Consider the following 26,601-nt stretch of genomic DNA (forward strand, 5'->3'; position numbering starts at 1 on the left):
GGGTAATCCCTTCCTCTTAATCTAGTCTAATTTCAACCGCATTATTAATCGGTTCGGACTTGTCTATTTTTACTTGACGGTTAAATGTCAGTTGATTACCCGCCTCGTCTTCGGCGACTACGTGAACCGTTGTGATTCCTTCATTCTGAATATAGAAAGGTTGAGAATATTCTTGCCATTCTGATTGGGTTGCCCCTGTCAGCTTATAACGGATGTTTTTCAATGGTGAGACTGTCTCCTTTCCATCCTCAACAACGACTACTCTCATTTTCATGTCCCGGTTCCCCGCATAATCTCGTGCATTGATAACGAAATGGGTGACGCCTTCATCTGTGAAGTCAAAGTCGATTCCACCTGTGCTCGTGACCTCTTCAATATCTAAAGGTGTCCAGTCACGACTTGTGGCGCCGTTCATTTGATATTCAGCAAACTCGATTCCAGAAGCCAAATATTCTCCAAGATTGAGATTTTGCTCTAAGTTGTTGACATGGTGTGTGAACCAAGATTCGTTCCCCATTCTATCGACAACTTTAAAGCGATACAGTCCATTCTTAGTGACAATATATTCGACACTTGTCTTGTTGCTGACGATTTGACCATCAGGCAACATGATATAGTCAATCCCACTTCCGGAACCATCGTTGATATTTTGTAGCAACAATCGATAGTCTTGGTCACTTGGGTTTCCTATCAGTTCGGCACTTGGCTTTTCTCGGTCTATATTGTTCACCTGATATTCGATGTCTTTTCGGTTTCCGGCTCTGTCTAAGATTGTGAACACATGTTTGCCATTCCCATCTGCTTCATATCGTTTATTCAAATCAGAAGAAATGGTGCCATCAGGTAGGATGACTTGTTTCACTCCAGATGCATCATCACTCACATTTTCAAGCCAGAGTGTAACGTTTCCAGATGTGAACTCTTTGACGTCACTTTGAATGTTACCGTTTGGAGGCACTTTATCAATTTTTTGAATCTCATACGTTTTCGTGATGACATTCCCTGCTTTATCAACCACACGGAAGGTATAGCTTCCGTTTTGGGGCACTGAATAGTCGGCAGTCGAAGAGACAACGATTTGACCGTCTGGCAATTCGATGTGCTTAATCCCCGAATCCTCATCTAATGCACCGTTCACGTGAAGTGTGACATTTTGATTCGTCCAAACATCCACGTATTCCTCAAAGAGGGCAACCGGTTGTTTTTTATCAATATTCGATACGGTTACGTTCACAACTCGAATATTTCCGGCATTGTCTTCGATTTCGAATCGATAAACACCATTTTCCGAAACCTTATAACTTGGTTGAACTTCATTCGAGTAGACTCCATTCGGGAGTTTCGTTCTCAAATAGCCAGAGCCTCCGGTGTCAGAGATTCCGACGATTGTGATGTCGATATCCTCATTTGACCAGGTCGTCTTATTCAGTTGAGAGCTTCCGCTAGGCATGTTCGTCTCAAATCGATATGGAGCACTTCTTTCAACCGTGACGTTTCCGACACGGTCATACAATCGTACCCAAAGGTAGTAAATCCCCTCGGTCGGTTGGATTATATTTGCTCCGAGTGAATAGTTTGTCCAACTAGTAGGTTGACTTGTCGATGAGTTGCTCCATGCATATTGAATGACATTCACGCCTGAAAGATTGTCCTGTGGCAGGATAGTCGTGCTGTGAGGCGTGTTATCCCAAGCACCGCCGTTCTTAGACAAGTTGAACGTTGGTGGAGTCTTGTCGATGTTCTCAACAATATACGTGAAGACTTCTTCATTCCCAGACCTGTCAGAGACCTTGAATACATACTCACCATTTTCAGTCACCGTATAATTCGTGCTTGACGTCGCTGAGATGACACTTCCGTCCGGGCGTGTGATTTTATCAATGCCAGAATAGTTGTCCGCAATGTTGTTCAAGTAAAGCGTGACATTCCCATTCGTATGCGAGGTCGTACTGTAAGACTGTGATGCGGTAGGTTTGGTTTTATCTACATAATAGTATTGACTCGAAGGTGTCCCGATATTGTTCCCTGCTTTATCATAAGCTTGGATTCTGATGAAGTAGTATCCGGACTGATTGAAGGTGATTGTCTCATTAGGCTCGTTACCCTTGTTCACCCAAGCACGATACCCATAATTCGAGTCGTAGATTTGATATTGCCAATAATTGATGCCTGCAACACCCTCATCATCTACTTTAATCTCTACGGTGACATCTTCATTGATATACGGTGTACCGTTTGAAGTAGGTGTCCCATTCGGAGTGAATGAGTATGTCGGAGCGACACGGTCGATAGTGTTTACTTCGATTGTCTCCGTGGTCACATTACCTGCATTGTCATAGAACTCAAATGAGTAAGAACCATTTTGAGAAATATAGAAATTAGATGCTGTTGAGTATGTGAATGAGCCGTCTGGATTTTTGATTCGACTAAACCCAGATTGAGAATCACTACCTCTTGCGTAAATATAGATAGCTCCGTTTGTGAGGTTCGGGTTGGATAAGGAAAGCGTACCGTTTGGAATTGTCTTATCAATGTTTGAAACCGTGCGAGATAAGATTCGCTCATTTCCGGCGTTATCCACCAATTTAAACGTGTAAGTCCCGTTTTCAGAAACGATATAGCTCGCTGAAGTACCACTCACAATTTGTCCATTTGGTAACTCGATATGACGTAGCCCAGAACCACCAGTATCCGTAACCCCAGTAAGGTTCAGAGTTACATCACCATTCGTCCAGTTCGTTGTGGATGGATTCAGTGAACCGTTCGGAAGAGTCGTATCAATTTGATACAATCCGCTTCTGACGGTTGATACGTTGCCTGCACGGTCGTACAGTTCAACTTCAATAAGGTTTTCACCTTGACCGAAACCTACGTTTATCCATGATGAATAGTTCCCATTCCATCCTGACCATGATGCACCATTGTTTGTTGATGTGCGGTAGCGGAAGTAACTGATTCCCGATGTACCGACATCCAATGGGTCAATGCGAATCGTCTGACCGGTCTTCACCCATCCGACAGTCTCATTTGGAGAGAAGCTTGCAATTGCACCCTCTTTATCAATGTTGGACACCGTGATGTTTTTCTGCGTCTTGTTTCCGGCATTGTCCTCATACACTACAGTATACGTTCCGTTTTGTGAGATAGAGAATGTCTTGCGGTTTCCATTCACGAGAGGATTACTGTTTTCACCTGTCGGGTCGCCCACTAGCGTAATAGCTTTCAAACCAGAACCACCTGTGTCGGAACCAGTGGCAGTCAACGTGACATTGGTTCTTGTCCATCCGGTCGTGCTCACGGATTCCGAACCAGTCGGTGCGTTCTTTTCAATATTCGTGATGGTCAGCGTCTTTTCATGACGATAGCCATTGGCATCGACTGCAGTGAACTTGAATGTTCCGTTTGCTGTGATTGGATAGGTGAAGTTACGTGATATCGTCTCTGTACCGTTCGGAAGAATCATCTTCACATACTCATATTCTCCATCTGCAGAGACGTTGACCGTGGCATTGAATCCCTCATTCGTCCAATTCAAAGTTGGAACGTTAATGCTGAACTCTGGAGGCGTTACGATGCGTGTAATCTTGACTGCACCATTTCCACTTTGTCCGGTTTGCGTTCCTGTTCCGGCAAGGTTTGGCATAGTTTCCCAACCACCCTTTGCAAATCCTTCAGCACCAGTGAAGTACGAGCCACCACCTCCACCTGTATAATAGGAGGTTGAATGACCGGTTCCGGCGTGACCGCCCGTATATCCACCGCCACCTCCGCCGACATATGCTGTACCGCCACCTCCACCGAAGCCTCCATGGACGCCTGATGTGTAGCCTTTACCGGTTCCGCCACCATTTACAAAAGCATAACCTCCAGAACCTCCACCAGAGTAGTTGTTTGCCATCCCATCACCATAAAAGCCTCCACCCGCTCCGGAAGTCGAAGGATAAGGAGCACCGTTGTACCCCGCAAAGCCACCCTGACCTTCTGATTGTTGTTGTGAGAAGGAAGACAACGGTTGAACTTGACGTGTTGGCTGTCCGTGATGATAGTTCCCTGTGAAGTTACCAGAATAGGAGCCACCCCCACCACCTGCCACGGAGATTGGTGTATTGTCAGCTTTTGCAACGAATGAACCTCCCCCACCAGAACCTCCATTAGAGTTTAAGTTGAGTCCCTGTTGACCGACCAATACTTTCAGCCAATCATTCTCGTTTAGATTTAGAACCGAAACAGCATACGCACCTTTACCGGCGGTATAGCCACTCGAACCACGACTACCTTCCGCCCCCCAGGTCTCAACTTTATATTTTCCGCTTCGTGGAACAGCGAACTCTTCAATCGCCCCGCTATACGCAAATGACCATTCAATTGTGGAATCGTTTAAGGTTGTCACTTCAATGCTCTTCACCGTTTGGTTTCCGGCATGGTCCGTGACCACAAACTCATAGATACCATTTTTAGACACGGTATAACTAGCTGTCGAACCAGTTGCAAGGACACCATTTGGAAGTAATATAGACTTAATTCCCGAACCTCCTGTATCGACAATGGATGTCAGATTGAGCTTAACTCTGTTTCCGCTTGGAGAAGCCGCATTTAGTGTTGCCGTTGGAGCGGATTTATCGATATTTGATACCGTTACCGTTTCAACGGTTTCGTTGCCCATGACATCAACTGCTTTGAAGGTATACGTGCCATTAGATGTCACAGTATACGTTCGCATCTTGTCTGTTGTCTTTGTTCCGTCAGGCAGAAACATTTCTTTTAGGTCATGTTCCCCTCTTTCCATTTGGACATCAAATTCAACATTTTGAGATGTCCATTCTGTCGTTTCTGGAGATACGGTTAAAGTAGGAGGGACAACTAGTTGGGTAATTCGTGCAAATCCGTTTCCGACATGACCAACTTGAGCCCCGCCAGTTGGTGCAGGCATAGATTGATTTCCAGAAAGAATGCTTACATTTGATAAGTGGTATTTAGATGGGACGCTGTATCCTCCAGGTTTATGAGAAACTGCGTTCAACACATAACCAGAACCACCACCACCACCTTGTACAACACCATGCGAACCACCGTACCATCCACCACCACCGCCTGAACCTGCTGTATCTCCAGAACCTCCATATCCGCCATATCCAAATCCGGCATCCGCACCCATATATTGAGTATATGCTGTTCCAACGGAGGTCTCCTTGCCACCTCTACCACTCTCATAATAACCAGAGTAGGCAGAACCAGTGAAGTTCCCTCCTATTGTTCCACCACCGACACCACCTGTAGAATAACCATTATATTGAGAGCTTCCCCCACCACCACCTGCAACAATAAATCGGCTATAGAGGCTTTTCGAATCGTTCCAAGCACCGGAAAGGATACGAATATCAGTTGCACCACCACCTGAAGCAGATTGACTATCATACCCTTTCGCTCCACCATTAAAGGTGTAAGGATTACCAGGAGAGTTTCCACTAGCTCCGACATAGGCATAAAGGGTATCTCCACTAGTAAGCTCAAGCTCACCCTTTGCGTACCCCCCTTTACCGCCTGAACTACCTGGACTTGTCAAAGGACTTCCACCCTGTGCACCCCAAACCTCGATTAAATATTTACCCGACATCGGAGCGACCCATGTCTGTTGACTACCAGTATAGTTGAAATCCCATTTCTTCCCTTCTGCTTCTACTAAATCAGGAGTAAAAGAAAAAATGGAGAGCCCAATCGCAATAGAAAGACCCATTTTCCACGGCTTATTAATTTGTAATAACTTTTTCTTTTCTATCATACGTTCACCCCCATACTTTCTATTTCTACTATCCTATATGAATAAAGTTCGTTTCATAATTTGACTATAGTCATTTTATCATTTTTACTTTTAAAACATGAATTTTTTTGATGTCTACCTTTTCAAACAAAAAAAGATTAGGGCGTCTCAGCCCTAATCTCATTTTCGTTTGAATTCTACGATGTATTTGATTTTCACTTGGTTGCTATTGTAGACGATATATTCGTCATGAAGCAGATGTCTGCCCTTCACTCCTCGAACAGAGTTGTAAGGCTTCGGAGCGGAAGTAAGAGAAGATTGTGCTGAATCATAATCTCTAATCTTACCAGTCGCTACTTCACAGATAAACATGAAATGGCTATCGTCCGAACGGTTTCCGAATCCCCAACAGTAATTCGCCGATTTCGTCACTTCACTGGCAAAATAGATTCCAGAACCAAACATCGAACCAGTATGAACGGCTGAAGATGGTTTGATTTTCAAACCGCTTTGCATAATCGATAGAATATTTTCATTTCTAGAACCATGGAATAGTTCCATCGTGCTGACATTGAATGGGTTGAATTGCTGATGTCCAACCATATCTTCCACCTCAAAGATGTCCTTCACATCCACTTTGAAATGATGATTTGAACTATGACTATCTTTCACCTTCGCCACGAGACGTTTAAACTCTTTCGTTCGGTTGCTGAGAGGTTTCAATTTGATATTCAATGACTCGTATTTTTCTTGAAGTGTCTTGTCAAGCGTATTTTGAGCTTCGACTACTGAGTCCATGACGCCCAATAGGTTCTTCTTGTCATTTAATTTCGTATAGTCATCAATCATGAATCGTCGAACATCTACTCGGCTTCCGAAAGGAACGGGAATGACAGAGTAAAACTCATCAGACAACGCCTGGATTTGCATATAGGTTGGAGAACCGTTATCCAAAAGCTTTTCAATCTTTTTCAGTACCTCCATCCCTTTTGAAACTTGTAAACTTGAGATTTTTCCGAGTGGGGTAGATACCGATTTCACCAAATATGAAGTTGCAGATTGATACAGCTTCCCAATCAATTGATGCACCTTGTTCTTCACTTGAGAAACGTCAGGTTTCGATGCACTCTTAACGCTTACCGATGCAACTGCTGACAGATTGTCATCGTGCATATCTACTTCCTTATAACCTTTTTTCACTTTCGATTTTAAAATTTTATCGAACTCCCGATTTGCCTCGTATTCGGATGAAAACAAGCGGTACTTTGTTGCGGGTGTTGAATTCAGTCGCCCATACTCACAATAGACTCCGAATTCTCCAGGATTAATCCCCTCGTGAACCTCAAGAATATAAGACTTGTTCGAATTAGCTTGCAATGAAGCGAAATTAAGAACCACCTTTCTAAGAACATTCCTTTTCTGAAACTTGCAATAAGTCGCATCAATAGCTGTAGCCATAATAAATAGCTCCCTTCGTCTTTGAATAGAATTATTCTATTTTTTTGAAGGAGGCTTAATAACCCGTAGTTCTTATAAAATTCAAGTACAAAATTCACTGTAAGCACTGTGATATCCCTTAGAAATTTTGCATAAAGTATAGGACAAGACAAAAAAATGTAATGTCTTTTGACATAGATTAAAAGGTGAAAGTGTCATCAGTTTGCAAGAACTGATTTCTATTTTCAGGGTGAAAGCCCTTTTATATATAGTTGAATCTCAACATTTTACTTCAAAAGGGGATATTTACAATGAACAAGACAATCGAGGCAATCATCGCAACTGGAGCTTTCTTTACTTTCATTCGCTTGTGTACATTTGAAGCGAATTTCGAGTCGATTATTGGGAATATCGCATTTGACATTGCCCTTATTCTCTTGTCAGTTGGATTTGGGGTCTTTTATGAAAAGGAACGACCGTTTGAATGGCAAGAATTGAAATCGGATTATGAAGTTGGAGATGAAGTGGGAAATCCATCATTCATTCGAAACGAGGAATCTCTCTACAGAAAAACAAAATAGAGATAAAAGAAGCATGGGATGTCCCATGCTTCTTTTTATGAGAGTCGTCTATGACCATCAAATGTAATCACGTGATAGTCTTTGTCATCGCCTTTTAAAATTCCGTGACCATGATAGAAAGACCTAATGACATTCAAATCATCCTCAGTCATACTACCAAAGTCTTCCCCGTCACGACGCACGATAAAAGCATTACCTGCGATATAATCTATCACAGAACCGTTTGATAAATAGGCAATCGTAGGCGGTAATTGATGAATCTTCCCCTCATCATTGGAAACGATGAGATATTGACTATGTTCAGGTTCTCTAGAACCAGGCAAAGCCATGGTTACTTCCATGTGACCTTCTAAGAATGAATAAATTGTATCGAGGTCATGATTGATTGTCGTCAGTTCCATAACAGTCATGTCCTCCTTTTTTTGAAACGATACGACCTGTAGTGTATTAGACATTTGAAGTCCCCCTAAATATATCGAATAAAAAAGAGAAGGTTTCGCCTTCTCTTTTAGTATATCATTCAATGCAAAATTCACTGCTTAATCGTCGAAATAGTACTCCGGCTACCGTCACAATCAAAAATCATATCGATTATCTACATTGTTACGACAATATGGCTCAATTTTCAACAAGCAATTTTTTTTAAAAGATTAATTTGCTTACTTTTTGATACAAACCAAAATTTCCATGTCCTCATTGGCAAAAATCGTTTTCACGATTTCTTTGACTTGATTCCATTCCAACTTGTCTAAGCCACTCCCGATTTTCGGAATCGCAATCCGAGTAAACTCGTTTTCTCTCATGTAGTTTCGCAAAGAGATGAGCGACTTTGTAAGCGTCTCATAGGTTGGCTTATGATGATATCTCTCTTTCGTGAACAGGTTCACGACGACACGCCCGCCCTTAGTGGTATAAGGGATTGCATCTCCGATTTGAGGATTCATTTTCTTTACATCATCCGGCATTTCGGGGATTCGTTTGCGGAATTCGAGGGCGATACCTGCTCCCATCTTACAATCCTGACTTACACAATGTGCGAGTACATAACCTTTATCAACAACAAACAAGTCTTGAGATTGTTCCAAGTATTGTAGTTTCATCATCTCACCTCCTGGTAACGTCGAGCTTGCGCTAAAATAAATCGATAGTTCTTTATCAAGCAAGTGTCAAATTCCTCTTCTGAAGAGTAGTCGAGGTGCAATTCATTCAATTTAGATTTTCCGTCGTTCGCATAGACACAACCATAAATATATCCGTTCTCCATTTCATCAGATGCACCGATTTGAACGGAAAGGGTTGCCCCGCTCTGATTTTCTGGAATCGGAAAGTCGAATGAAAATCCATCATCATCAGATACCCCACCTAAATCAATGTTTGGGAATCTCTTCGATAACTTTTCAAACACGAAATCAAATTTTTCATTATTAGTACGTACCGGTTTCATTTAAAACCGACCTCCTTTGATGTAAAAGGTCTACGTAAACCTTCTTTATATCTAACATCCTTATGATGCGCTTTCCTATTTAACGACATCACTCAATAAAAAGATGGGGAATCCCCATCTTTTATTGGATAAGCAAGAGGTTATATCCATTCATGAAAATGTTGGATGCTTCATTCATCAACATCGACTCTGAACCTAAAAGTGTTGCGAAATGATATGGGGTGGCTTTCGCATTGATACCGAATGATTCAAATTCATCCGAACCATTGAACATATTGACAGCGAGCAAAAAGATAATCGCATCACGCTCTGTCAATTCTTCGAGCAGATAGTTCGTGCAAGCGGTGTCGATATTCAAATAGCAACCCTTCTCGTTGAACAGTTCATTGATGTTCTCGTAGTCCATTGCTGAAATTAAATAGAGTACAGCATACTCACGACGGAAGATTTTTGGACGAATCATCATTTGAACCTTCATTAGGTCAACAAAGCGTTCCTCGTGCTTCCCGTTCAAAAATGTGGTCTCTTTAGCAATTGTGTTTTCCATGCCATAAAACCTCCTTGTTCATGTAGTTCTCTTATTCTATGAGAGACGTCTCAACTTCATTACTTTTCAATGGTGTCGATTGATTCATATATAAGCAAAAGAGACCGATGATATCGGTCTCTTAATCGAGAGTAATCGTTACTCCGTTGTTAATTGGAGAAGATTTGTTTACCTTCAGAACTTTTGTCAAAGACACTTGGTTTCCAGACATGTCTTCAGCTGTGACATATATCGTAGTCACGCCCTCATTCACAACTTTGAAGGGCTCTTTATACTCCGTCATGTCCTGAGTAGTTGCGCCGGTAAGCTTGTATCGAATGTTTTTGATTGGAGAAGGAGAACTTGTACCATCATCCCCTACTTGCCCCCCCATTTGCATCGAGACATTTCCTGCTTTGTCCTTTGCGGAGACAAAGACATGCGTAAGCCCGGGTTCAGTCAATTTTAAGTTAAATCCTGGAATTGATGTTGCTTAGGAAACATCAATAGGCGTCCAATCTCTATTTACCGCACTAGTCAATTGATATTCAACTACCGCAACGTCTGATGGGGGATAGAAAGAATTCTATCTATATCCTATTCATCTATCGCAAAGAAAAAACACCTTCAACGAGAAGATGTTCTTTTTATTCTTCAACTGAGAATGTATAATTGCTCCACGATTCGTGAAAAGCATAGAACATTAATGACAACAGCAGGATTCCATGCGCATTATAAGGATTCATGAACAGTGCTACACCTCCACATACAACCAAAACGAACGCAAAGTGTCTAGAGTCTTTAGACATAGCGTCAACATCCTGGTCTGCGAATCGGAATACCAAGCTCAACATTGCCAATGCAGTCCCGAGTATTAAAAAATAGCTTGAGAAAACTGCTCCGATTGCACTAAGGATTACTCCGACTCGATATAAAAGTGTCGTTCGTTCTCGAAGAGCTCTCATCTTTTGATTAGTGTAACTCGAAATCAAGACAGATAGATTCCACACGATTAGATTTATGGTTCTTTCTTTTCTAACTCCTCCGAGACGAAAAGCCATTTCTACTGCCAACATATAAGGAACAAACAATAGGAACCCTGATAGCGTACCAAACGACCCACCAATGACAAGCGATAAGACGCCAATCACCATATGTGCCATATAGAATAGATTGTCTTTAGACATCCTCCATTTTCTTCTTGGTAAACCTAATGGTGTTTTGGACTTCTCTTGATTTCCCCGAGAGTATTCTTTTGGTGCAGATATTGGAAAAGTAAAGGCATTGTTTTCTTTTTCATTTTTATCAAGTAGTGACTCGTGACTAATTCTCATGTTTTCACCTCATTTCATTTATAAGATTGTTGTGAGCAATGCACCGATTATCAACCCGGGTCCAAAGGCGAATTGGGAATTCAATCCCGCTCCTTTGAACAGCAATAGATAGACTCCGTGAAGCGCTCCGACAAGAAAACCGAAAAATATTAGTTGTGGCACCTCTGCCAATGGGAAGTATAAACCGATAGCGCCCATCATTTTGATGTCACCACCACCCATAGGACTAACAAGTGCAATTGAAAGAAAGATGATGAATAACAGAAGTCCTGACAGTAATGTCCATTCTGTAAAAGACTCTGCTTTTATGAACGAAGATATAACAGTTGGGATAGCCAATAAAGCAAGAACAAGATTCATCTCATCCGGCAACTCTTGATATTTCCAATCGATGACGAACAACATGCCAAGAATACCCCAAACGAGAAACGTAATGAAGACACTTCCAAAATTGATGTTCATTAGTCCCATTGCAATCCCAAAGAAAACGATACCGATTTTCTCATGTAAGGACAGTTTATATCGCTCTGTGTAAAGCTCTGAAAAAATGTAGACGACAAACAGAACAGGTAAACACCCTAGCAAGATAAACCCACTCCAATCCGAAGCGTTCAAGTCTACAACACCTTGCACATACGTTTCATAAAAATTCATCATCACCACTCCATATTCACTTGACTCATGCCGGTTTGATAGATGGTCACATCATCGCCCCATAAGCCAATTTTTTTATAAGTCACTTTCGTTTCAACAATGACAGTCGGCTTCTTAATCGTCTTTGTCCAATATGACCCGTTTGAATTAGGGATGACTGCATTTACTGAAATTGGTGTACTTTCATTAACTTCTTCGTGGTCATAGGCTCTCACCTTAATTTCGACACTGTCTCTTTTGATTGCGGAACCTTCTTTCGGTTGCCATACACCATCAACTAGTTCTGCTCCGATTTTCTCTGCGACCATTCGACTTGCCAAGTTATATATCTCGGTATCGTTGTATTTAACATATCCATCATCGAACCTGGAGTTATCTACAATTGTCACAGCGGAAGATGCGGCACTGTCAACAGCATCCTTCACACGCTGATTTGCCTCATGAGTCTTTGGCAACTCGATGCCGACCCAAATAGCAAACGGGAATAAGAATACTAAAATCATAATGACAAAAATGGAGCTAGAACCCTTTCGACTCTTTAAGATTTGATGTATCTTTGTCATGGCGTACCTCCGTAATGCTCAGACATGATGCGTTCACTGAGGACATATTTATCGGGCAGGTCATCGTTTATACCGAAGAATGAAACGACTCCTGAAATTCCCATCTTGTTTGCGGGAACCTCCACCTTGAGCTTCATGACTGCATACTCACCGGCTTGCTCTTTTCCGAACCCTCTCGGAATCACAACGCCGACCATATTTCTTCTGTCTTCGTATCCTGGAAATGCTTCTCCTGATGTCCGTTCTAAGTTAATCGTGACAGTGACATCATCCAAGTTTTCATCCTTCACCATCCCACGTTTTTTCATGTTTTGCTTGAACCCTTCGACATCTTCAACGGTTAGCCCGCCTTGCATTTTTGCGGTTCTTCCAAGCAAATGAACTTCCTCCTCGATTGCCTGTCTAGGAATCATATATGTGAACATGCCGATTCCGAACAAGATAACCATGAGTACGATAGCCATAGACATGACGGCTTCAATTGATAGAAACCCATCTTCTTTTCGAACACGTTGAAATACTCGTTTCACTTTCATTTGCATCCCCCTCTCTCTTCAGATATAGATAACAACTATCTTTCACTTGAATCCACGAATCCAAAAATTAAGGAGTTGTACCATCGCTAGGTTCCATGCTTTCATTCGCTTTTTGAATTTGGAGCATAGAGTTCTTGGCAAGGTCATCCGCTTCGCCGTTGAACGTGTATAGAACCAACGCCGCCAGAAGGATAACACTCCCTCCAATCAAAACCCATTCGATAGAAATAAAGCCCTTCGTATCACTAATTCTTTTCATTAATGTTTTCATCGTATCCACTCCTCTGTTAAAATTTGTTTATTGTATTCTATGAGGAATATGTACATTCACAACCGTTCGATTGTCCAACCCCACAAAAAAAGACAGCCGAAGCTGTCTTTATTCATCATGGGTTTACAAAGTCAAGTTCTGTAGCACCGCCGACACCAGTCTCTGGGTCAAGTTGAATCTTCTCTTGTGCTTTATTGATTTGACCTTCAGAGTTATCACCGATATCTCCCGCCTTACCGTTCACGAAGTAGATGATAAGTCCTGCTACGAGAACGAATGCACCGACAATGAGTACCGATTCAATCGATACAAACCCTTTAGTGTTTTTAATAGTTTCAATGACATGTTTCATGATAAATTCCCCCTTGAAAGTTGTTTTTTGTTTTTATTGCTAAGTTACAAACATAAGTTTGATTGTTTCAGATGTTCCATACCGAAGAATCACTTGAGCTCTTTAGTGTCGGTTTGCTTCTTCTGAACCATCTCCTACATGATAGACTTGAATCAGAATTCTATTACTAGGTAGAACCGGTATAGAACCGTTCGAAATTGACAATGAAATCGTCTATCTGGTATCTTTGTAAGCTTGCATATTGGTATGATAGACTCCTTCAATAGAATTATTCCCATCATCGTGAATGAAGCGGTCGTACCAAACAAAAACAAGGTCTCTATCTGAGACCTTGTTTTTACTGACCAGAAGACATACCGCTTCCCAACATAGAGAATGCGTAAACGATGACAGGAACAGCACCCAACAGAATAACGCCACCGAATGGCAACATCATTGAGAATTGAGATACCAATGTCCCAAACGTCGCTCTTCCTTTCTTTTTTTCATTTCCAAAGCGAATCAACTGTTGCAATCCATTTTCAAGAACTTGCAATGATTCGTCTTTTGAGAATTCTCCCATTCGTTCAAGAATGGTAATCGCTTCTTCGAAGCCGGTACCGATAAACTGATTGCGCAAATACTCATACCCTTCACTTCTATCACGAAGGTAAATCCGGTATCCTGTTTCGAAGATTTCTTGATAACGATTATTTGTTCTAGCTAGTTCAAACAAAATATCTGAGACCGGTCTTCTTGCACGCAACAACATGATAATCTGCTGTTGCACGAGCGGAAGGTCTTGCGTGAAAAGAAACTTATTTCGATTGGCACGAACTCGAAGATAGGTAGATGGTGCAAACATCGCCAATAAAAATCCGATTCCCATAAGTATTCTTGTATTTTGCAAAGCTTGAGGGTTCGTTTCAATCGGGATGTTGAACATAAAACCAATTAGAGAGAGCCATGCTCCTAAGCTGAGTGAAAGTACTACATATACGAAAATGCCGACCAACAACAATGAAATTTGAAAGCTCACGAACGAGCGATAATTCAACTTTGTGTGTAGTCCTGCCTGATTAATCATTTTTTGGCGAGCCATCACTTTATCATCAGACTCATCAGGATTGATGAACCATACAAACGGCTTTAAATAGGATAGCCCGTGGAAAAAGTTTGCCGTCTCATTAGAAAAAAGCTTTTCATGCTTCATCCGTTGAGAGAAAAACATCATCACGATAACAATCACAATCGCCACCATCAATGGTAAAAGATAAAGGTTGTTGCTTTCGATTAGAATTCTAGACATGGTATCTCCCCTTTCTTATTTCTTAATTTTTCCGAGCTGTACGTTTAAGAACACTGTTCCTAAGATAGCGGCAAACCCACCTAGTAGACAAATCAGACCGAAGAAGCTTCCAAATAAAAACTCTCGACCGATTGGGTTGAAGATAACGTTAGCAATCGCAACCAGAACTCCTACTACAGAAAGAACGTAATTAATCATAATCCCGTATTTTCTATCAGAAACAGATTTGATTTTACCCGTATTTTCTTTCTCTAACATTTCTCTTAGAATACGAAGATTGTCCATAGTGGCATCCTTGTCAGAATCCTCAAGATAACTAATCAAAGTAAACGCAAAACTTTTAAGCCACAAGTTATCATGTTCTCTTAGAAATTCTTGCAAAACGTCCTTGGGATTCCGTGAAATCATTCGATTCGAAAGGTTCTCTAACAATCCTCTTATCGGTTCATCAGATGCTCTTGCTGTTTCATATAGAATGGTCTTCACATCCTGATGTCGTGTAGAAGCACGAATAAAATTGTCGATTGTGCCTGGCAATAGTTGCTCAATCATAACAATCGAGTCTTGTTTCATCTCATGGAGAAGTTTTCTGGCATACCAAGACAGTAATACCGGTGTGATTAGCGCCAACACATAAACTTTGAACACCATAAAGATTAGAGCGATACCCGCTAAAACACCAACAAATGAATAGAAGATGACATCTGCGATATGTTCTTTTCCTTTCCGAGCTAAAATAAGCTCCAATTCTTCATAGATATGTCTCAGGGATTTAAATTTTTGAAGGAACTTGACTCCTCGATTTTTCTTGACTACGCCACTACGTACATGAAATCTCTTCCGTTCAGAATTCAGATAGACCAAATAGTTTGCCAATGCATAAAACACTGTCAATGCGAGGAGCCCGTTGATAAGCATCGGAATAAATGAACCCATGTCGATAGAGATAGTCGGCAAATGAATATGGTCTCGCATAAAAGTGGTTACGACTTCCATCACATCACGTCCTTTCATATTGTATTTAATAAAGAAGGAGAGACGTATCTCTCCTTATAGGTCAAGCATTTCTGACATCTTGACATCATGTTCATTCAAGAGATTTTTGAGACGAGGGCTCAACCGATTCTTGGTTCGCTTATATTCGCCTACTAGTGGGTTGTCTGGGTCGAAAGTCCAAATATACAATGGGTTCATCCCTGCATACTGTCCTTTCTCATCCACCATAATTTCCGAAATCGATTTGATTCGAATCTTATCCCCGACCTGACGCATGATGATGACGACATCCATTCCTTTGGTCAATTTGTTTTTAATATGAACGGAACTCTCGTGTCCTGCATCTGGTGACGACATATACATGTCTACACACATTTCCATAAATGATTCATCATCAAGCGCATGAGCAGTAAACATGTTTCCACGTGTTTTCAAGTTTGCCTCGTAGAGTTGCTTGAACTCGCCACCACGAGACTCAGGAATGATGACTCGGTCTGCGGTTGTACGTAACGACGTCCGCAGTAAGCGTTCAAAACTGAACCCTCGTTCTTCATCCACATTTAAAACTGCTACATCGTGACCTTTCAATACTCGTTCAACATCTGTTTCTGAAACGGATGCGATGACCACCTTACGTTGTAGGGGCGGGGTGTAAGTTAGAAGGTAATTGATAAAGGTGGTTTTACCGGTTCCCATTGCTCCACCAATACCAATGTTCGCTTTCCCTTTAACAAGGACTCCCATAAGTCTCTCGATAAACTCATCAACTGTACCGCTCTTTCTCATCATTTCTGAGTTTGGAATGAAGTTGGTGAACTTACGAATATTCAAGAGCCAGTTGTCGGAAGCAAATGGTGTGACCATGTTTACACGGTCTTGGTTCGGACGCACCGCTTCAATAATCGCATTTTCGACATAGTTCCGTTCTTTTTTGGAGAAGGAGATAGTTCGGTCGAAGACTTTCTCTAAATCATTTAAATTTGAGAATGTTTTGTCGTATTTATGTTTTACACCATTCTTGATGAAGTAGATAGCACAACTGAATTCAGGGAACGTTCTCGCATTGACCATGATTTCTCCGATTTCCATATCATCATCCAACTCTTGTAAAACACCCATTCCATACAGGTCAGCATAGAGTCGATATGCATAGCCTTCTAACTCGCTTCGAGTCACGATATTCCACGTTGCCAAGTATTTTCGAATCTTACTCAGGACATAATTTCTAGCATTCTCATGGATGGTCGCTTCTTTGAGCAATTCAGTATGACGTGCGACTTCAAGAGGAGTCCCTTCAATATTCTCCATCTCTACTTGAAGGCGAGTTTTGGTTGTTTGATATTTTTGTTCTTCAGGTGACAATAAGGCATCTTTCTCACTCGAAGATAATAGTGTCAGTGTCTCTTCTCCTACATAACTACCATCACGTTTTTTATAGACAAAGCGAACGATTTCAAGCTCCCCATCCACTGAAAGATGGGGATTTTTACTGACATCGAAATTTCCTAATGGTTTCCGTTCCGTGTCATACATCTCTAAAACTTGAAAGTCACGTCCCATTTCGAAAGCTAATTCTAGTAGTTTATATTTTTTGCCGTTTTTACGAACGACGATTGGATTCTTTCGTGAACTCATTTGAATTCCCCCTTTTATGTCATTTCATCTGTATCCAATTGTTATAAGGAGAGCCCTTTTACAATCTCATCAAATGGTGTTTCTTGTTTCTTCCGTTTGATTAGCCCGCTGAAGGTCTTCTCTTTCAAATCACGGTTATCAATCGTTGACGGGTTAAATGGTACAACTCCGATAACATTCAACCCATAGTTTGAAAGAGACAGGTTGAAATCTAAGTTAGATGATTCATCGAATTGGTTGTAGACAAAACGTACCGGAACATCTTCTTTTTTGTAGAAGTTGATGACATCCATCGCACCATCAACAAGGGAGTAACAAGTGAAGTCGTTCCGACTCACTAAAACAACTTCATCCGAATGGAACAAGCTTGCAGTTGTTCCTGCATTGTCCGTATCAGATGAAACACTCACCACAACAACGTCGTAGATTTTCTTCAATAAAGAAATGATGGCTTCGATATGTTTGTTTTCGATAAAATAATGGTTCTTTCCAAGTCGGCTCCCTTTGAGGACATCAATCCCATTCAAAGAGACCATATTCTCTTTGAAAAGCTCCACATCCAGAAAATCTCCATCGATTTTCTCGATAAGATTATCAATTCCGTGTACCTTGTCATTGTCGGTTAAATATCCGGCAAGAAATGGCGCTTTAAAATCGAAATCCACCAGTGCGATTTTTTTATCAGGATGGCTCTCTTTGATAGCATGTGCCACATTTGTTGCCATGTATTTGCCCCCTGAACCCTGTACAACCGGATAAAAAACGATTAGTTTTTTTTCATTCATATAAAATTCCTCCTTTGGCTTCACATTGTTAAGTTACCTATAGAGCTCGTATTACATCGCCGGTACGAAGATTTTATCTCCGGCTTTCACTTTTGAGATTCCATCGTTCATTTCTCGAAGCGAAGATTCGGTTGTCACAAACTTGTCTGCGATATCAGCGAGGTCTTCACCATCTTTGACGACATATTGCACCGTAGCACGGCTATCTTCTGTTTGAATCGGTTCAATGTCAGAAACGAGCTTTGTAGTCCCTGCCTCATTCTCCTTAGATACGCTCGATTCGACCGAATCATCAACCTCATCCAGAATCTTCACAGCAATAATTTGTCCCGTAGAAATGGCTTCTTCATATTTAAAGACTTCGTCCTGGTCTAACTGGAGATAAAAGCTCATACCATCCTGCGGCTGTCCTGCAGTGTTTTCCACGACGCCAAATACCGTATTTTTCGTATACACTTTCTTCGAAGCGAACAATTCTTCAACAATGAACTTTCCGCCTTCACCCTTGTATTTCTTGATTAAACGGACATTGTCGTTGTCTTTGAGCGGCAGGTTCGACTCGATTTTGACCTCGGTCAACAGTGAGCCTTCTGGATTCTCCTCTTCCGTCAATCGTGCATTCGAGAGGAGCTCTCCTTTTTGTAGAGTCCCGACAATCTGCTTTCCACTTACAGACTGGATATTTGTCACAGAACCCGGAAGCACCGAGCGTGCAGAAACCGTAACACCTTGGAACATTGAAGCATCAACCTCTGTATATGCAGGGATTGTATCTCGTGCGACATATACGACTGCTTCTTGTTCTAACTCAAAATTCGGGACATAAATGTTCTGATAACTAAATAACCCTCCGGTGAGCACTAATAATCCGGTAAGTACTTTCGCTTGCTTGCTCATCGTTCTCTTACTCATGTTTCATCATCCTTTCCTTTGTCTGATTCCACTCTCTCAAGTCCCACCTGAATTAAATGAATGATGGCTTGAGTTCTAGTGGTAAAACCCTTATCTTCTTGATATGCTTCTATCTTGTTGAGCAACACCAATGGATATCTCATATTGACCATTCTTTTTTCCATTTGTTTCCCCACCTCTGTTCTATGCGTTCTTTTAATACACATAACTCATTCTATTTTGACTATAGTCAAAATATCAAATTTTTCAGGGGCTACATCGATTTTTTTCAACAAAAGAAAAGAGAAGTTGCATAAAGGCAACTTCTCCGAAACATAAACCGATAATACATACGCTAGACATTCAGTCGCACGTCCGTTTGTTATTTTCATTCAAATCAACATAACAGCTCGTCTGGATTCAAGTCTAGCAAGCATTCGAAAATCTTCTTTTTACTCAAATGTTTGTCAAGGTACTCAACTATCTGTTGAATCGATGACTCTGACACATAGTACGGTTTTTCACCATTTCGATGTGCCGGTTCGTTAAAGGGGTCAAATCCCCTCAAGAACACGTTTCCGAGACGCTCTTCGTACTTCCATCGGTTAATCAATTCTGATTCCGTCGAAATACCGTCTCCATCCAGGAAGACCTGACCAATGCGAACCACAACATGTTCAGAATGTCGTTCCTCCGGAGACTTCACGATTTGATAAGGCATGACCATTTCTGAATCAAACCAAATCAAGAAGGCTTTCATTAAAGAACGACATCCACCGTCATTCCATCCGACATCAATCAACAATGCAAGCACTTCATCTGTCCATAAAACATCTTTCAATTGTTGATTTAATTGGCTTGTGTTCACATGAGAACCTCCTTTCGGAACATCTCGATGATTTCTGGCTCCCTCATGCCAAGGATAGATAACGAAATCGCTTTTTCCAACTGGTTCTTGAAATCGACTGAAGGTTTGACACCTGCTCGAATCAACCAATCACCATCGATGTGGAATTGGATGTCGGCTCGTTGTCTCAACATGCGATTTAGCATATCTATTTTTGTACTTTCAAAAAGTAGCATACTATTCAGGTTGATGAAGTCCATATGTTCATCAATGAAATGTCTATGAGATGCAATGGTCAATGCTAGTTCTTCGGCTGTGGTGCAGTGTCGAACATCTAGGATGAAACGACGAGACACCGCAACGAGTTTCCGATTCTTTTTGTCCTGGATTAATTCTTTCACAAATGACTCAGCCAAGTCCTCAGACATTTCCAATGACATCACTGCAACATTGAAAGCGAAGGTGTTTTTTGAAGACAATAGCTTTAGCTTTGCAAACGGAATGGATGGCAATACTTCAATGACATTCGGGAAGCTCTTCAACAAGTGAACGAAATGTTTCGGATGTCCCTTAACCATACCTTTTTCAATCTCCGTGTAAATTCGCTCTTTGGCTAAGTGAAGTAGTGACATCGATTTCATGAGTTCGATTGTTAAAGGTTCAATGGAAAATCCGAAACGTGCCGAGAATTGTAATGCCCGTAGGACACGTAGCGAATCCTCTTGGAACGTGACATTATCCACCACTCTTATGACACGATTTGCAATATCATCGACGCCATAGAAGTGGTCAACGATTTCACCCGTCAACACATCTTCCATAATGGCATTGATTGTGAAATCTCGTCGTTTTGATGCTTCGAATGTACCCATAAACGGGTCGGTGATGACCTCAAAATCTGTGTGCTTCTCTCCTGTTTTTCGTTCTCGTCTTGGTAAACAAAAATCAATATCTACTCCTTTGATGAGATAAACCCCGAAAGATTCACCCACAAAATCGACCTGACCAAACTGTTTGAGAACCTCAATCAATTCCGCTTCCGTGACCCCATGTATTTCTACATCGATGTCTTTTGAATCCCTTCCAAGCAATCGGTCACGCACATATCCTCCGACATAGTACAGTCTGCCTCCGGCTCGTTCAATTTGCTTCGCCACTTGATGGACAAGCTTCAATTCCTTTTTCATCATAATTCCTCCCGTCCCGACAGATAGGTTTCTGTTAGGGTTTTATTCGTATTTTTTGGAGAATGACTTGCCATATCCTCCCCATCCATCAACGACACCCGCTATCAGTATCACTGTTGAAAAATAGAACACTAATAGGTCGCTAAAGCTACCTGTCAAAATCATGAATATTGAAATAAAAATACAAATTCCTGCTTTGACTTCAGTTTTAACGCCATCAACATTCTTCTCATGATTTCGTTTGCTTCGGATATCTTTCTTCAAGACACTGAAGAACGGCAGAAGAATGCCTACAATGATTAAATAAATCGTCATAATCATAAAACCTCCCATTGAAATAAAAAGTGTTTTCAACTATATACATAAAGGTCGATTCATCGACTCCAATTTTCTACAACCATATATTCTATGCACGCCCAAAAGCGTCCATAATAAAAAAGCGTAGATTGCTCCACGCTTTACTCTGTTTCTACAAGTTCATATGTGAGCTCAAAATCTTCAAATGAACATATATTAAAATCCGTTTCATCATGAATGATTAAATACCCGCCTCCGGGAGAGGAAAATAGAGGCACACCATCGTTCCATGTTGGGAAAATGTAGAAGGGCATGTCAATCTTATAAGCCAATGAATCCTTTTTTCGGCGATATTGATTTTGCTGAACCTCCTCATACAGGACATCAAATCTGCTTGATTTTATGATGTAGTCAGCTGATGCATCGCCATTTCTAAGGACTCTATAATCGCCTTCTTCACCAAAACAAAGCCCTTCCTTTGAGATGAAGGTCATTTTTTCTGTAAGGCGAACAGCTTCAATGATTTCAGTTTTTCTAACTCGACATGCATGTTCGATGATACTTTTTACAAATGAGGGTGTAACTAGAACAGCCGTCTTCTTTAACCGGGTTCTCTTTTTTTCATCATTCATGCAAATAAAACACTCCTTTTCGGTACAATTTTCAAATTAAGCTCCTGTAGTCGTTTACCTTTCATCTTCCCTTTAAAAACGATTACGGAACAATTGGACTTTTCTAGGATTTCATTCATGATATGTGGGACAAATTTCGGCACGATGGCGATGAAACGAACCCTTCCTTCACCATAAAGCTTTTCCATCTCTTTTACGTAATATTGAGATTGCCAAACAAGGTCAGAATCCGAAGTGACTTTCGCTTCGACGATAACAATATTACCATCCTTATCCTTCCCCATGATATCAATTCTTCCATTCGGCAACACTTGTTGGCGACTCATTGGTCGCAATCCAGGTTCAATTAAGTCCAGATTGTCGTACAAAAAGGATTCGAGCTCAAACTCAGTCAACTGTTCGAAATGGGAACCGAACTTAAGGTGGTGATGGAGTTCCCTGTCTAACCGCATTTCGAGAGACAGAGGGAATGCCTCTTCTATATCGATTCCTTGGCACCCAACCTCTCCAACGCCTTCTGTACGAAACTCTTGGTTTAGAGTGGTCAGGTATTCCCGTTGCAAGCAAACTGCATAAAAGTCTTTTTTTGACCATTTTGCTTGCTTTCGCTTCGATAATTGATTGATTTTTTTAAAGCTTTCCTTCATATCTACATAAAAATCCCCTTTGTAATACAAATGGGCATGACGTTGATGCCAATCTGAAAAAATAGTTATCATATCGTTCGGATTGCATGTCAACTGTATATCCGAGAACCGGAACATCTTCCCTTTCAAACCCCACTCTTCTAATAATTGGTTCATGAGAATTCTCGGTATTTCTCCCTTTTCTGGAAGACGAATCTTCCCCTTTTGGACAAACGGTGTCAATGAGCGAAGGGCAAGATACATGTAAAGACGTTCTTCCTCAATACACGTCTGAACCTTTAGGTTTTCCCAGAAGAGAAGTGAGATGTCTGATTCAAAATCGATTGGTATCTCCCCCTTTTTGGTCTATTTGGACATATATATTCATACTATTCTATTTTTGACTATAAACAAAATTTGATTGACTCTATAGTATATTTTAAGTACAATTAGAATAGGATAACAGGTACACTAAACACCAACAAAGGAGAGGATTTAATATGGCAAAGAACTTTGCAAAACAAAACCCACAGCAATTGTTAAAAATCTCAGGAAAGACAACGTTCGTAGAGGTGTTAAACACATTCTTCGGTATCAACAAACTCGGACTTACGTTTGCGAAGTATGATGACAAAAAGCCTGAAGGCGAACGAATGACGGATAACATCACCATCTTCATGAGTTTTGACAAAGCACTCCTTCTCTCGAAGGATATCTTAAGTGGGAAGATTGCCGGACTCGCCCAAAAAGAAAAGGCGAAAGGCGAGACCTATCCTCAATCAATTTATACGGAAATGGGAGGCACATCTGCCGCCACATTAGAAAGAAAAGGCAAGGCACGCCCTGATGGAAAATCTGAATCACGTCAATTCAAGATTCATCCTGGTGCCAAAGCCCCATTCATGCTTGTCGCTGAACGGGGTGCAGGAGAAGAGAACCAAACAGGACTCATCGTTCCGAAGAAAGTTGAAACAAAGGTAATGGTTCCTTGCTCAGCGGACGATTTGAAAACTCTTGCCGTCGTAATCGAGTCACATATCAATGCGTATCGTGCTTCGAAGTATGTGGATGGTGCATTGATGGAGAACCCTTACTTCAAGGAGAATAATCCGACCCCTTCGAACGAAGAATTGAAAAAGCAAGTCATGGCGTTACTTCAACAGATGAAGTAAAAAAAAGCTCTCGTCAGAGGGCTTTTTTTATATAAAAAATGACAACTCGTAAGGTTGTCATTTTACTTATTAAACAAAGACTCTTTCATCTTGATATGTCGATTCTACATATCTCTTGATTTTATCGATGCAGTTCTTTTGTATCTTCGATACATTCGCCTGACTCATTTCGATTTCTTCAGCGATGGTCTTTTGTGTTTTCACTCTAAATCCGTTCAGACCATATCGAGAGTTCATAATATATTGCTCTTGAAGTGTGAGTTGGTCAATTGCCTCTAAAATCGCAAGCTTGTCCTCAGTCACCTCATACTTATCTTCGATGCTGAGTACTTCTAGCTTGGAGTTTGCCGCTTCGCTCAGGATATCTTCTAGTTGAAAATCGTTCCCGTTTTTGTCCTGTGAGAGTACCATCCCCATCGAAACAGTGTTCTCTCTGAATTTCTTTTCTTTTCTTAAGAAAAATTTAACCTCGTTTTGCATACAGTTTACGGCGAACGTTGAGAACTTAGTCCCATGCCCTTTGTCGAACGCATTCAAGGCTTTTGTGAACCCTAACGTACATACAGAAAAGAGTTCATCATATGGGAGCTTGGTGTTTCGAAACTTGTTGGCAACGTGGTGGATAAGCTTCACATTTTCGACTGCATACCTATCTTTCTCCTCCTGTACCAAGAATTCAGGCTCACCCTTACTCTCATCATGCTCATGCGCTTCTCCCTGGTATTCATCCAAAGTCTCCAACTCATCGTTTTCTTCCGGTTCGTGGCTTTGTGCATTTAAATTAGGAATTTCCCATAGTTCTAGCTGAGTCATATCAGCCGTGTCTAATGTCATTGTTTCCATCATCTATCTACCTCCTTCTCGATATGTGGCTCGTCTCGTCGTATCTACCTGCGACGTCTTGGATGCAGGATTTTTTGCAAACATCAAATATTCTATGCAGTCACCCGCTCTCATATGCATATATTACATTTTAATTTTGACTATAGTCAAAATTACGAGTGTCTAATGGTGTTCGAGGTATAACTGCAGACAAGGGAGGTCGATAGATATATTTTTGACTATAGTCAAAAAATAAAGTAGAATATGTGTGAGCCTTAGATAGGAACACACTATAAAGGAGTGATGATATGAAACAGTATGGACATGTGAAGAAAATCATGTTGACGGGTATGCTTGGAGCTATCGTTTTGAGTGGAGCAGGATGTACGACATTCCAAAAGAAAGAACAAGCCCCGAGTGACAATGACTCGCACCAAGTCGCTTCAGTTGATAAAGTCAAAGAGGAAGAACCTGAGGTAGAGCTTAAAGAAGTCCCACTTGTTGTGGACTATACCAAATCTGCAACAGAAATCTTAGCATATTACACAGAAGAAGGCATGAGTCGCTTCAAGCTTAGTTATCCAGATACCTACTCTATGGAATATGCATTGAAGAATATCGGACGAAAAATGCCAAGCTTTAGCGGGAAAGACCTGAATGGAAAGACTGTCTCATCAAAAGATTTTGAAGGCAAATCGTACATTGTGAATGTATCGAAATCAACATGTGAGGTCTGTACGGAATTGGCACCGGTCATTCAGAACCTTGAAAAGAATGCTGATGAGATTCCGGTTATCAATATGTATCCTATTGATGACAGCAAGGAAGTTAAGGCATATCGAAAGAAAACAAAGTGGAGTCATGATTCCTTGGTATTGGTGGGAGATGAGAACAAATCTATCAAGAACCTTGCAATCAAAGAACTTTCAGTGGAAACCGTCCCTACTCTTCTTTTCGTCGATAAGAGCGGACGTATTTCATACATCAATATCGGACTGACTGATGACATGTTGTTGAATGATATGAAGGAAAAGGCATTTGGAAGCGAAAAACTCTACGACTTCGTAAAGAAAGAGGTTGTTAAGGTCAAGGCAGACGAAGAACTATCCAAACAATAAATAGACAAAGGAGTCGCTAAATAGACAAAGGAGTCGCTCTTGAGAGCGACTCCTTTTGTATTACTGGAGCACTTGAGAAATCTGTTCATCATCGGTTTCATGTTGAATCTCTTGAAGCTCATCAATGACCTGTGAATATGCTAAGTGCATTTCCTCAAGAACTCTATCTTTCAAGGCAGGGTCTTCATTTAACACTGTCCATCGTCCATTTTTATATTTCATTGCGAAACCCGCCGGTGCAGAGATTCTTTCGACTACATCGTCCTTGACTTCCATCACTACAAGAGTTGCAAAAATGGTATTCGAGTGACGTTTTAGTCGTAGGAAGAGACCTTCTCCACACTGTAATGTCTCATGACTGTTCTTATCTGGGAAGCTCTCACTAGGCAATGCTTGAATGACCCACGGAATAAAATCCGGATGAACCGATGCGATATCAAGTGGCAGGTTTTCCTTAATCAATAGCACCTCGGCGAGTCGTTTGAATCTCAGGTTTTCATGAGATGTGTGTGCGAACCAACGTCCCCCTACCTCGACGACACCCAATAAGGTTTCTTTACCAATTGTATGGATTTGCTTAGCCAATGTGTCCAGTACAAATGCCGTCCGTTTCTGAAGGATTTCATTTGATAAGTTTACTTCCTCTACCGTTGGCTGTCGGTCATGGACACCTGAAATCAATTTCCCTTCTTCTTGTACAGGAAGGTCTCCTGAGGACAACTGTCGTGCTTCATAATCCTCAAGGATGAAAATATCCATATGTGATACCCCACCATTCATCATGTGGTAAATCTTCATATATCGTTTATCATTTAACTCTGTCATTACGACTTGTCTCAAATCAATCAT

Annotated in this window: 29 protein-coding genes and 1 pseudogene; 3 read left to right on the plus strand and 27 right to left on the minus strand. The window is 41.1% G+C overall.

Going from position 1 to position 26,601, the window contains the following annotated elements; all coding sequences use genetic code 11:
* Nucleotides 1–16: 16 nt before the first annotated feature.
* The 3 genes and pseudogenes from KNO71_RS09835 to KNO71_RS17640 form a co-directional block, all read right to left on the minus strand.
* The gene (locus tag KNO71_RS09835) at nt 17–5,779 is read right to left on the minus strand and encodes a glycine rich domain-containing protein (RefSeq protein ID WP_214688366.1); all 5,763 of its coding nucleotides are present in this window, start codon (nt 5,777–5,779) and stop codon (nt 17–19) included.
* 159 nt (nt 5,780–5,938) lie between these two features.
* A complete protein-coding gene (locus tag KNO71_RS09840) occupies nt 5,939–6,931 on the minus strand; it encodes a poly(ADP-ribose) polymerase family protein (RefSeq protein WP_251030845.1) in 993 nt (330 codons plus the stop codon).
* 12 nt (nt 6,932–6,943) lie between these two features.
* Nucleotides 6,944–7,216, minus strand: a pseudogene (locus KNO71_RS17640) (WGR domain-containing protein); the annotation flags it as partial.
* Between the two features lie 290 nt (nt 7,217–7,506).
* On the opposite strand from KNO71_RS17640, the gene KNO71_RS09845 reads away from it, so the two are divergent.
* Nucleotides 7,507–7,776: a hypothetical protein gene (locus KNO71_RS09845; RefSeq protein WP_214688370.1), complete on the plus strand. Its 270-nt coding sequence runs from the start codon at nt 7,507–7,509 to the stop codon at nt 7,774–7,776.
* A gap of 35 nt (nt 7,777–7,811) precedes the next feature.
* On the opposite strand, the gene KNO71_RS09850 is transcribed toward KNO71_RS09845, so the two are convergent.
* The 22 genes from KNO71_RS09850 to KNO71_RS09955 all read right to left on the minus strand — a co-directional run bounded on the left by KNO71_RS09850 (nt 7,812) and on the right by KNO71_RS09955 (nt 22,817).
* Nucleotides 7,812–8,177, minus strand: a complete 366-nt coding sequence (locus tag KNO71_RS09850) for a DUF3846 domain-containing protein (RefSeq protein ID WP_214688372.1) — start codon at nt 8,175–8,177, stop codon at nt 7,812–7,814.
* 258 nt (nt 8,178–8,435) lie between these two features.
* Nucleotides 8,436–8,876 (minus strand): macro domain-containing protein, encoded by a 441-nt coding sequence (locus KNO71_RS09855; protein WP_214688374.1) that lies wholly within the window; start codon nt 8,874–8,876, stop codon nt 8,436–8,438.
* Nucleotides 8,876–9,220, minus strand: coding sequence for a hypothetical protein (locus KNO71_RS09860; RefSeq protein ID WP_214688376.1), 345 nt, complete (start codon nt 9,218–9,220; stop codon nt 8,876–8,878). The genes KNO71_RS09855 and KNO71_RS09860 overlap by 1 nt, the downstream gene beginning before the upstream one ends.
* A gap of 121 nt (nt 9,221–9,341) precedes the next feature.
* Entirely contained in the window at nt 9,342–9,767 is a 426-nt protein-coding gene (locus KNO71_RS09865; protein ID WP_214688378.1) for a hypothetical protein, read from the minus strand.
* 121 nt (nt 9,768–9,888) lie between these two features.
* Nucleotides 9,889–10,146 (minus strand): hypothetical protein, encoded by a 258-nt coding sequence (locus KNO71_RS09870; RefSeq protein WP_214688380.1) that lies wholly within the window; start codon nt 10,144–10,146, stop codon nt 9,889–9,891.
* A 247-nt stretch (nt 10,147–10,393) separates the two neighbouring features.
* On the minus strand, nt 10,394–11,080 hold the full coding sequence (locus tag KNO71_RS09875; protein ID WP_214688381.1) for a hypothetical protein: 687 nt from the start codon (nt 11,078–11,080) through the stop codon (nt 10,394–10,396).
* Nucleotides 11,081–11,098: 18 nt separating this feature from the next.
* Entirely contained in the window at nt 11,099–11,734 is a 636-nt protein-coding gene (locus KNO71_RS09880; protein ID WP_214688383.1) for a prepilin peptidase, read from the minus strand.
* Between the two features lie 2 nt (nt 11,735–11,736).
* A complete protein-coding gene (locus KNO71_RS09885) occupies nt 11,737–12,297 on the minus strand; it encodes a hypothetical protein (RefSeq protein WP_214688384.1) in 561 nt (186 codons plus the stop codon).
* Entirely contained in the window at nt 12,294–12,833 is a 540-nt protein-coding gene (locus tag KNO71_RS09890; protein WP_214688386.1) for a hypothetical protein, read from the minus strand. The genes KNO71_RS09885 and KNO71_RS09890 overlap by 4 nt, the downstream gene beginning before the upstream one ends.
* Nucleotides 12,834–12,900: 67 nt before the next feature.
* A complete protein-coding gene (locus KNO71_RS09895) occupies nt 12,901–13,104 on the minus strand; it encodes a hypothetical protein (protein WP_214688388.1) in 204 nt (67 codons plus the stop codon).
* 115 nt (nt 13,105–13,219) lie between these two features.
* Nucleotides 13,220–13,456, minus strand: coding sequence for a hypothetical protein (locus KNO71_RS09900; protein ID WP_214688390.1), 237 nt, complete (start codon nt 13,454–13,456; stop codon nt 13,220–13,222).
* Nucleotides 13,457–13,793: 337 nt separating this feature from the next.
* The gene (locus KNO71_RS09905) at nt 13,794–14,744 is read right to left on the minus strand and encodes a hypothetical protein (RefSeq protein WP_214688392.1); all 951 of its coding nucleotides are present in this window, start codon (nt 14,742–14,744) and stop codon (nt 13,794–13,796) included.
* 15 nt (nt 14,745–14,759) lie between these two features.
* Nucleotides 14,760–15,740, minus strand: coding sequence for a pilus assembly protein TadB (locus tag KNO71_RS09910; RefSeq protein ID WP_214688394.1), 981 nt, complete (start codon nt 15,738–15,740; stop codon nt 14,760–14,762).
* 54 nt (nt 15,741–15,794) lie between these two features.
* The gene (locus KNO71_RS09915) at nt 15,795–17,375 is read right to left on the minus strand and encodes an ATPase, T2SS/T4P/T4SS family (RefSeq protein ID WP_214688396.1); all 1,581 of its coding nucleotides are present in this window, start codon (nt 17,373–17,375) and stop codon (nt 15,795–15,797) included.
* Nucleotides 17,376–17,416: 41 nt separating this feature from the next.
* A complete protein-coding gene (locus KNO71_RS09920) occupies nt 17,417–18,160 on the minus strand; it encodes a CpaE/TadZ family protein (RefSeq protein WP_214688399.1) in 744 nt (247 codons plus the stop codon).
* Nucleotides 18,161–18,211: 51 nt separating this feature from the next.
* Nucleotides 18,212–19,072, minus strand: a complete 861-nt coding sequence (locus tag KNO71_RS09925; RefSeq protein WP_214688401.1) for a LysM peptidoglycan-binding domain-containing protein — start codon at nt 19,070–19,072, stop codon at nt 18,212–18,214.
* A complete protein-coding gene (locus KNO71_RS09930; protein WP_214688403.1) occupies nt 19,069–19,236 on the minus strand; it encodes a hypothetical protein in 168 nt (55 codons plus the stop codon). The genes KNO71_RS09925 and KNO71_RS09930 overlap by 4 nt, the downstream gene beginning before the upstream one ends.
* A gap of 212 nt (nt 19,237–19,448) precedes the next feature.
* Entirely contained in the window at nt 19,449–19,919 is a 471-nt protein-coding gene (locus tag KNO71_RS09935; protein ID WP_214688404.1) for a hypothetical protein, read from the minus strand.
* Nucleotides 19,916–21,085: a tRNA nucleotidyltransferase/poly(A) polymerase-related protein gene (locus KNO71_RS09940; RefSeq protein ID WP_214688405.1), complete on the minus strand. Its 1,170-nt coding sequence runs from the start codon at nt 21,083–21,085 to the stop codon at nt 19,916–19,918. The genes KNO71_RS09935 and KNO71_RS09940 overlap by 4 nt, the downstream gene beginning before the upstream one ends.
* A 42-nt stretch (nt 21,086–21,127) precedes the next feature.
* Nucleotides 21,128–21,400 carry a hypothetical protein gene (locus KNO71_RS09945; RefSeq protein WP_214688406.1) on the minus strand — a complete coding sequence of 91 codons (273 nt, stop codon included), beginning with the start codon at nt 21,398–21,400 and terminating at the stop codon, nt 21,128–21,130.
* A gap of 143 nt (nt 21,401–21,543) precedes the next feature.
* Nucleotides 21,544–22,014, minus strand: a complete 471-nt coding sequence (locus KNO71_RS09950) for a hypothetical protein (RefSeq protein WP_214688407.1) — start codon at nt 22,012–22,014, stop codon at nt 21,544–21,546.
* Nucleotides 22,011–22,817 carry an endonuclease NucS domain-containing protein gene (locus tag KNO71_RS09955; RefSeq protein ID WP_214688408.1) on the minus strand — a complete coding sequence of 269 codons (807 nt, stop codon included), beginning with the start codon at nt 22,815–22,817 and terminating at the stop codon, nt 22,011–22,013. Before KNO71_RS09955 ends, KNO71_RS09950 begins: the two co-directional genes overlap by 4 nt.
* A 323-nt stretch (nt 22,818–23,140) precedes the next feature.
* Between KNO71_RS09955 and KNO71_RS09960 the strand changes: the two genes are divergently transcribed.
* A complete protein-coding gene (locus KNO71_RS09960) occupies nt 23,141–23,812 on the plus strand; it encodes a hypothetical protein (protein WP_214688409.1) in 672 nt (223 codons plus the stop codon).
* A 69-nt stretch (nt 23,813–23,881) separates the two neighbouring features.
* Here the strand turns inward: KNO71_RS09960 and KNO71_RS09965 are convergent, their stop codons facing one another.
* Nucleotides 23,882–24,658 (minus strand): sigma-70 family RNA polymerase sigma factor, encoded by a 777-nt coding sequence (locus KNO71_RS09965; RefSeq protein ID WP_251030836.1) that lies wholly within the window; start codon nt 24,656–24,658, stop codon nt 23,882–23,884.
* A gap of 314 nt (nt 24,659–24,972) precedes the next feature.
* On the opposite strand from KNO71_RS09965, the gene KNO71_RS09970 reads away from it, so the two are divergent.
* Entirely contained in the window at nt 24,973–25,752 is a 780-nt protein-coding gene (locus KNO71_RS09970) for a TlpA family protein disulfide reductase (protein ID WP_214688410.1), read from the plus strand.
* Nucleotides 25,753–25,812: 60 nt separating this feature from the next.
* Here KNO71_RS09970 and KNO71_RS09975 read toward each other — a convergent pair whose 3' ends face one another.
* Entirely contained in the window at nt 25,813–26,592 is a 780-nt protein-coding gene (locus tag KNO71_RS09975) for a hypothetical protein (protein WP_214688411.1), read from the minus strand.
* Between the last annotated feature and the right edge of the window lie 9 nt (nt 26,593–26,601).

Source organism: Exiguobacterium sp. s163, from assembly GCF_018617135.1.
Lineage (GTDB): Bacteria > Bacillota > Bacilli > Exiguobacteriales > Exiguobacteriaceae > Exiguobacterium > Exiguobacterium profundum.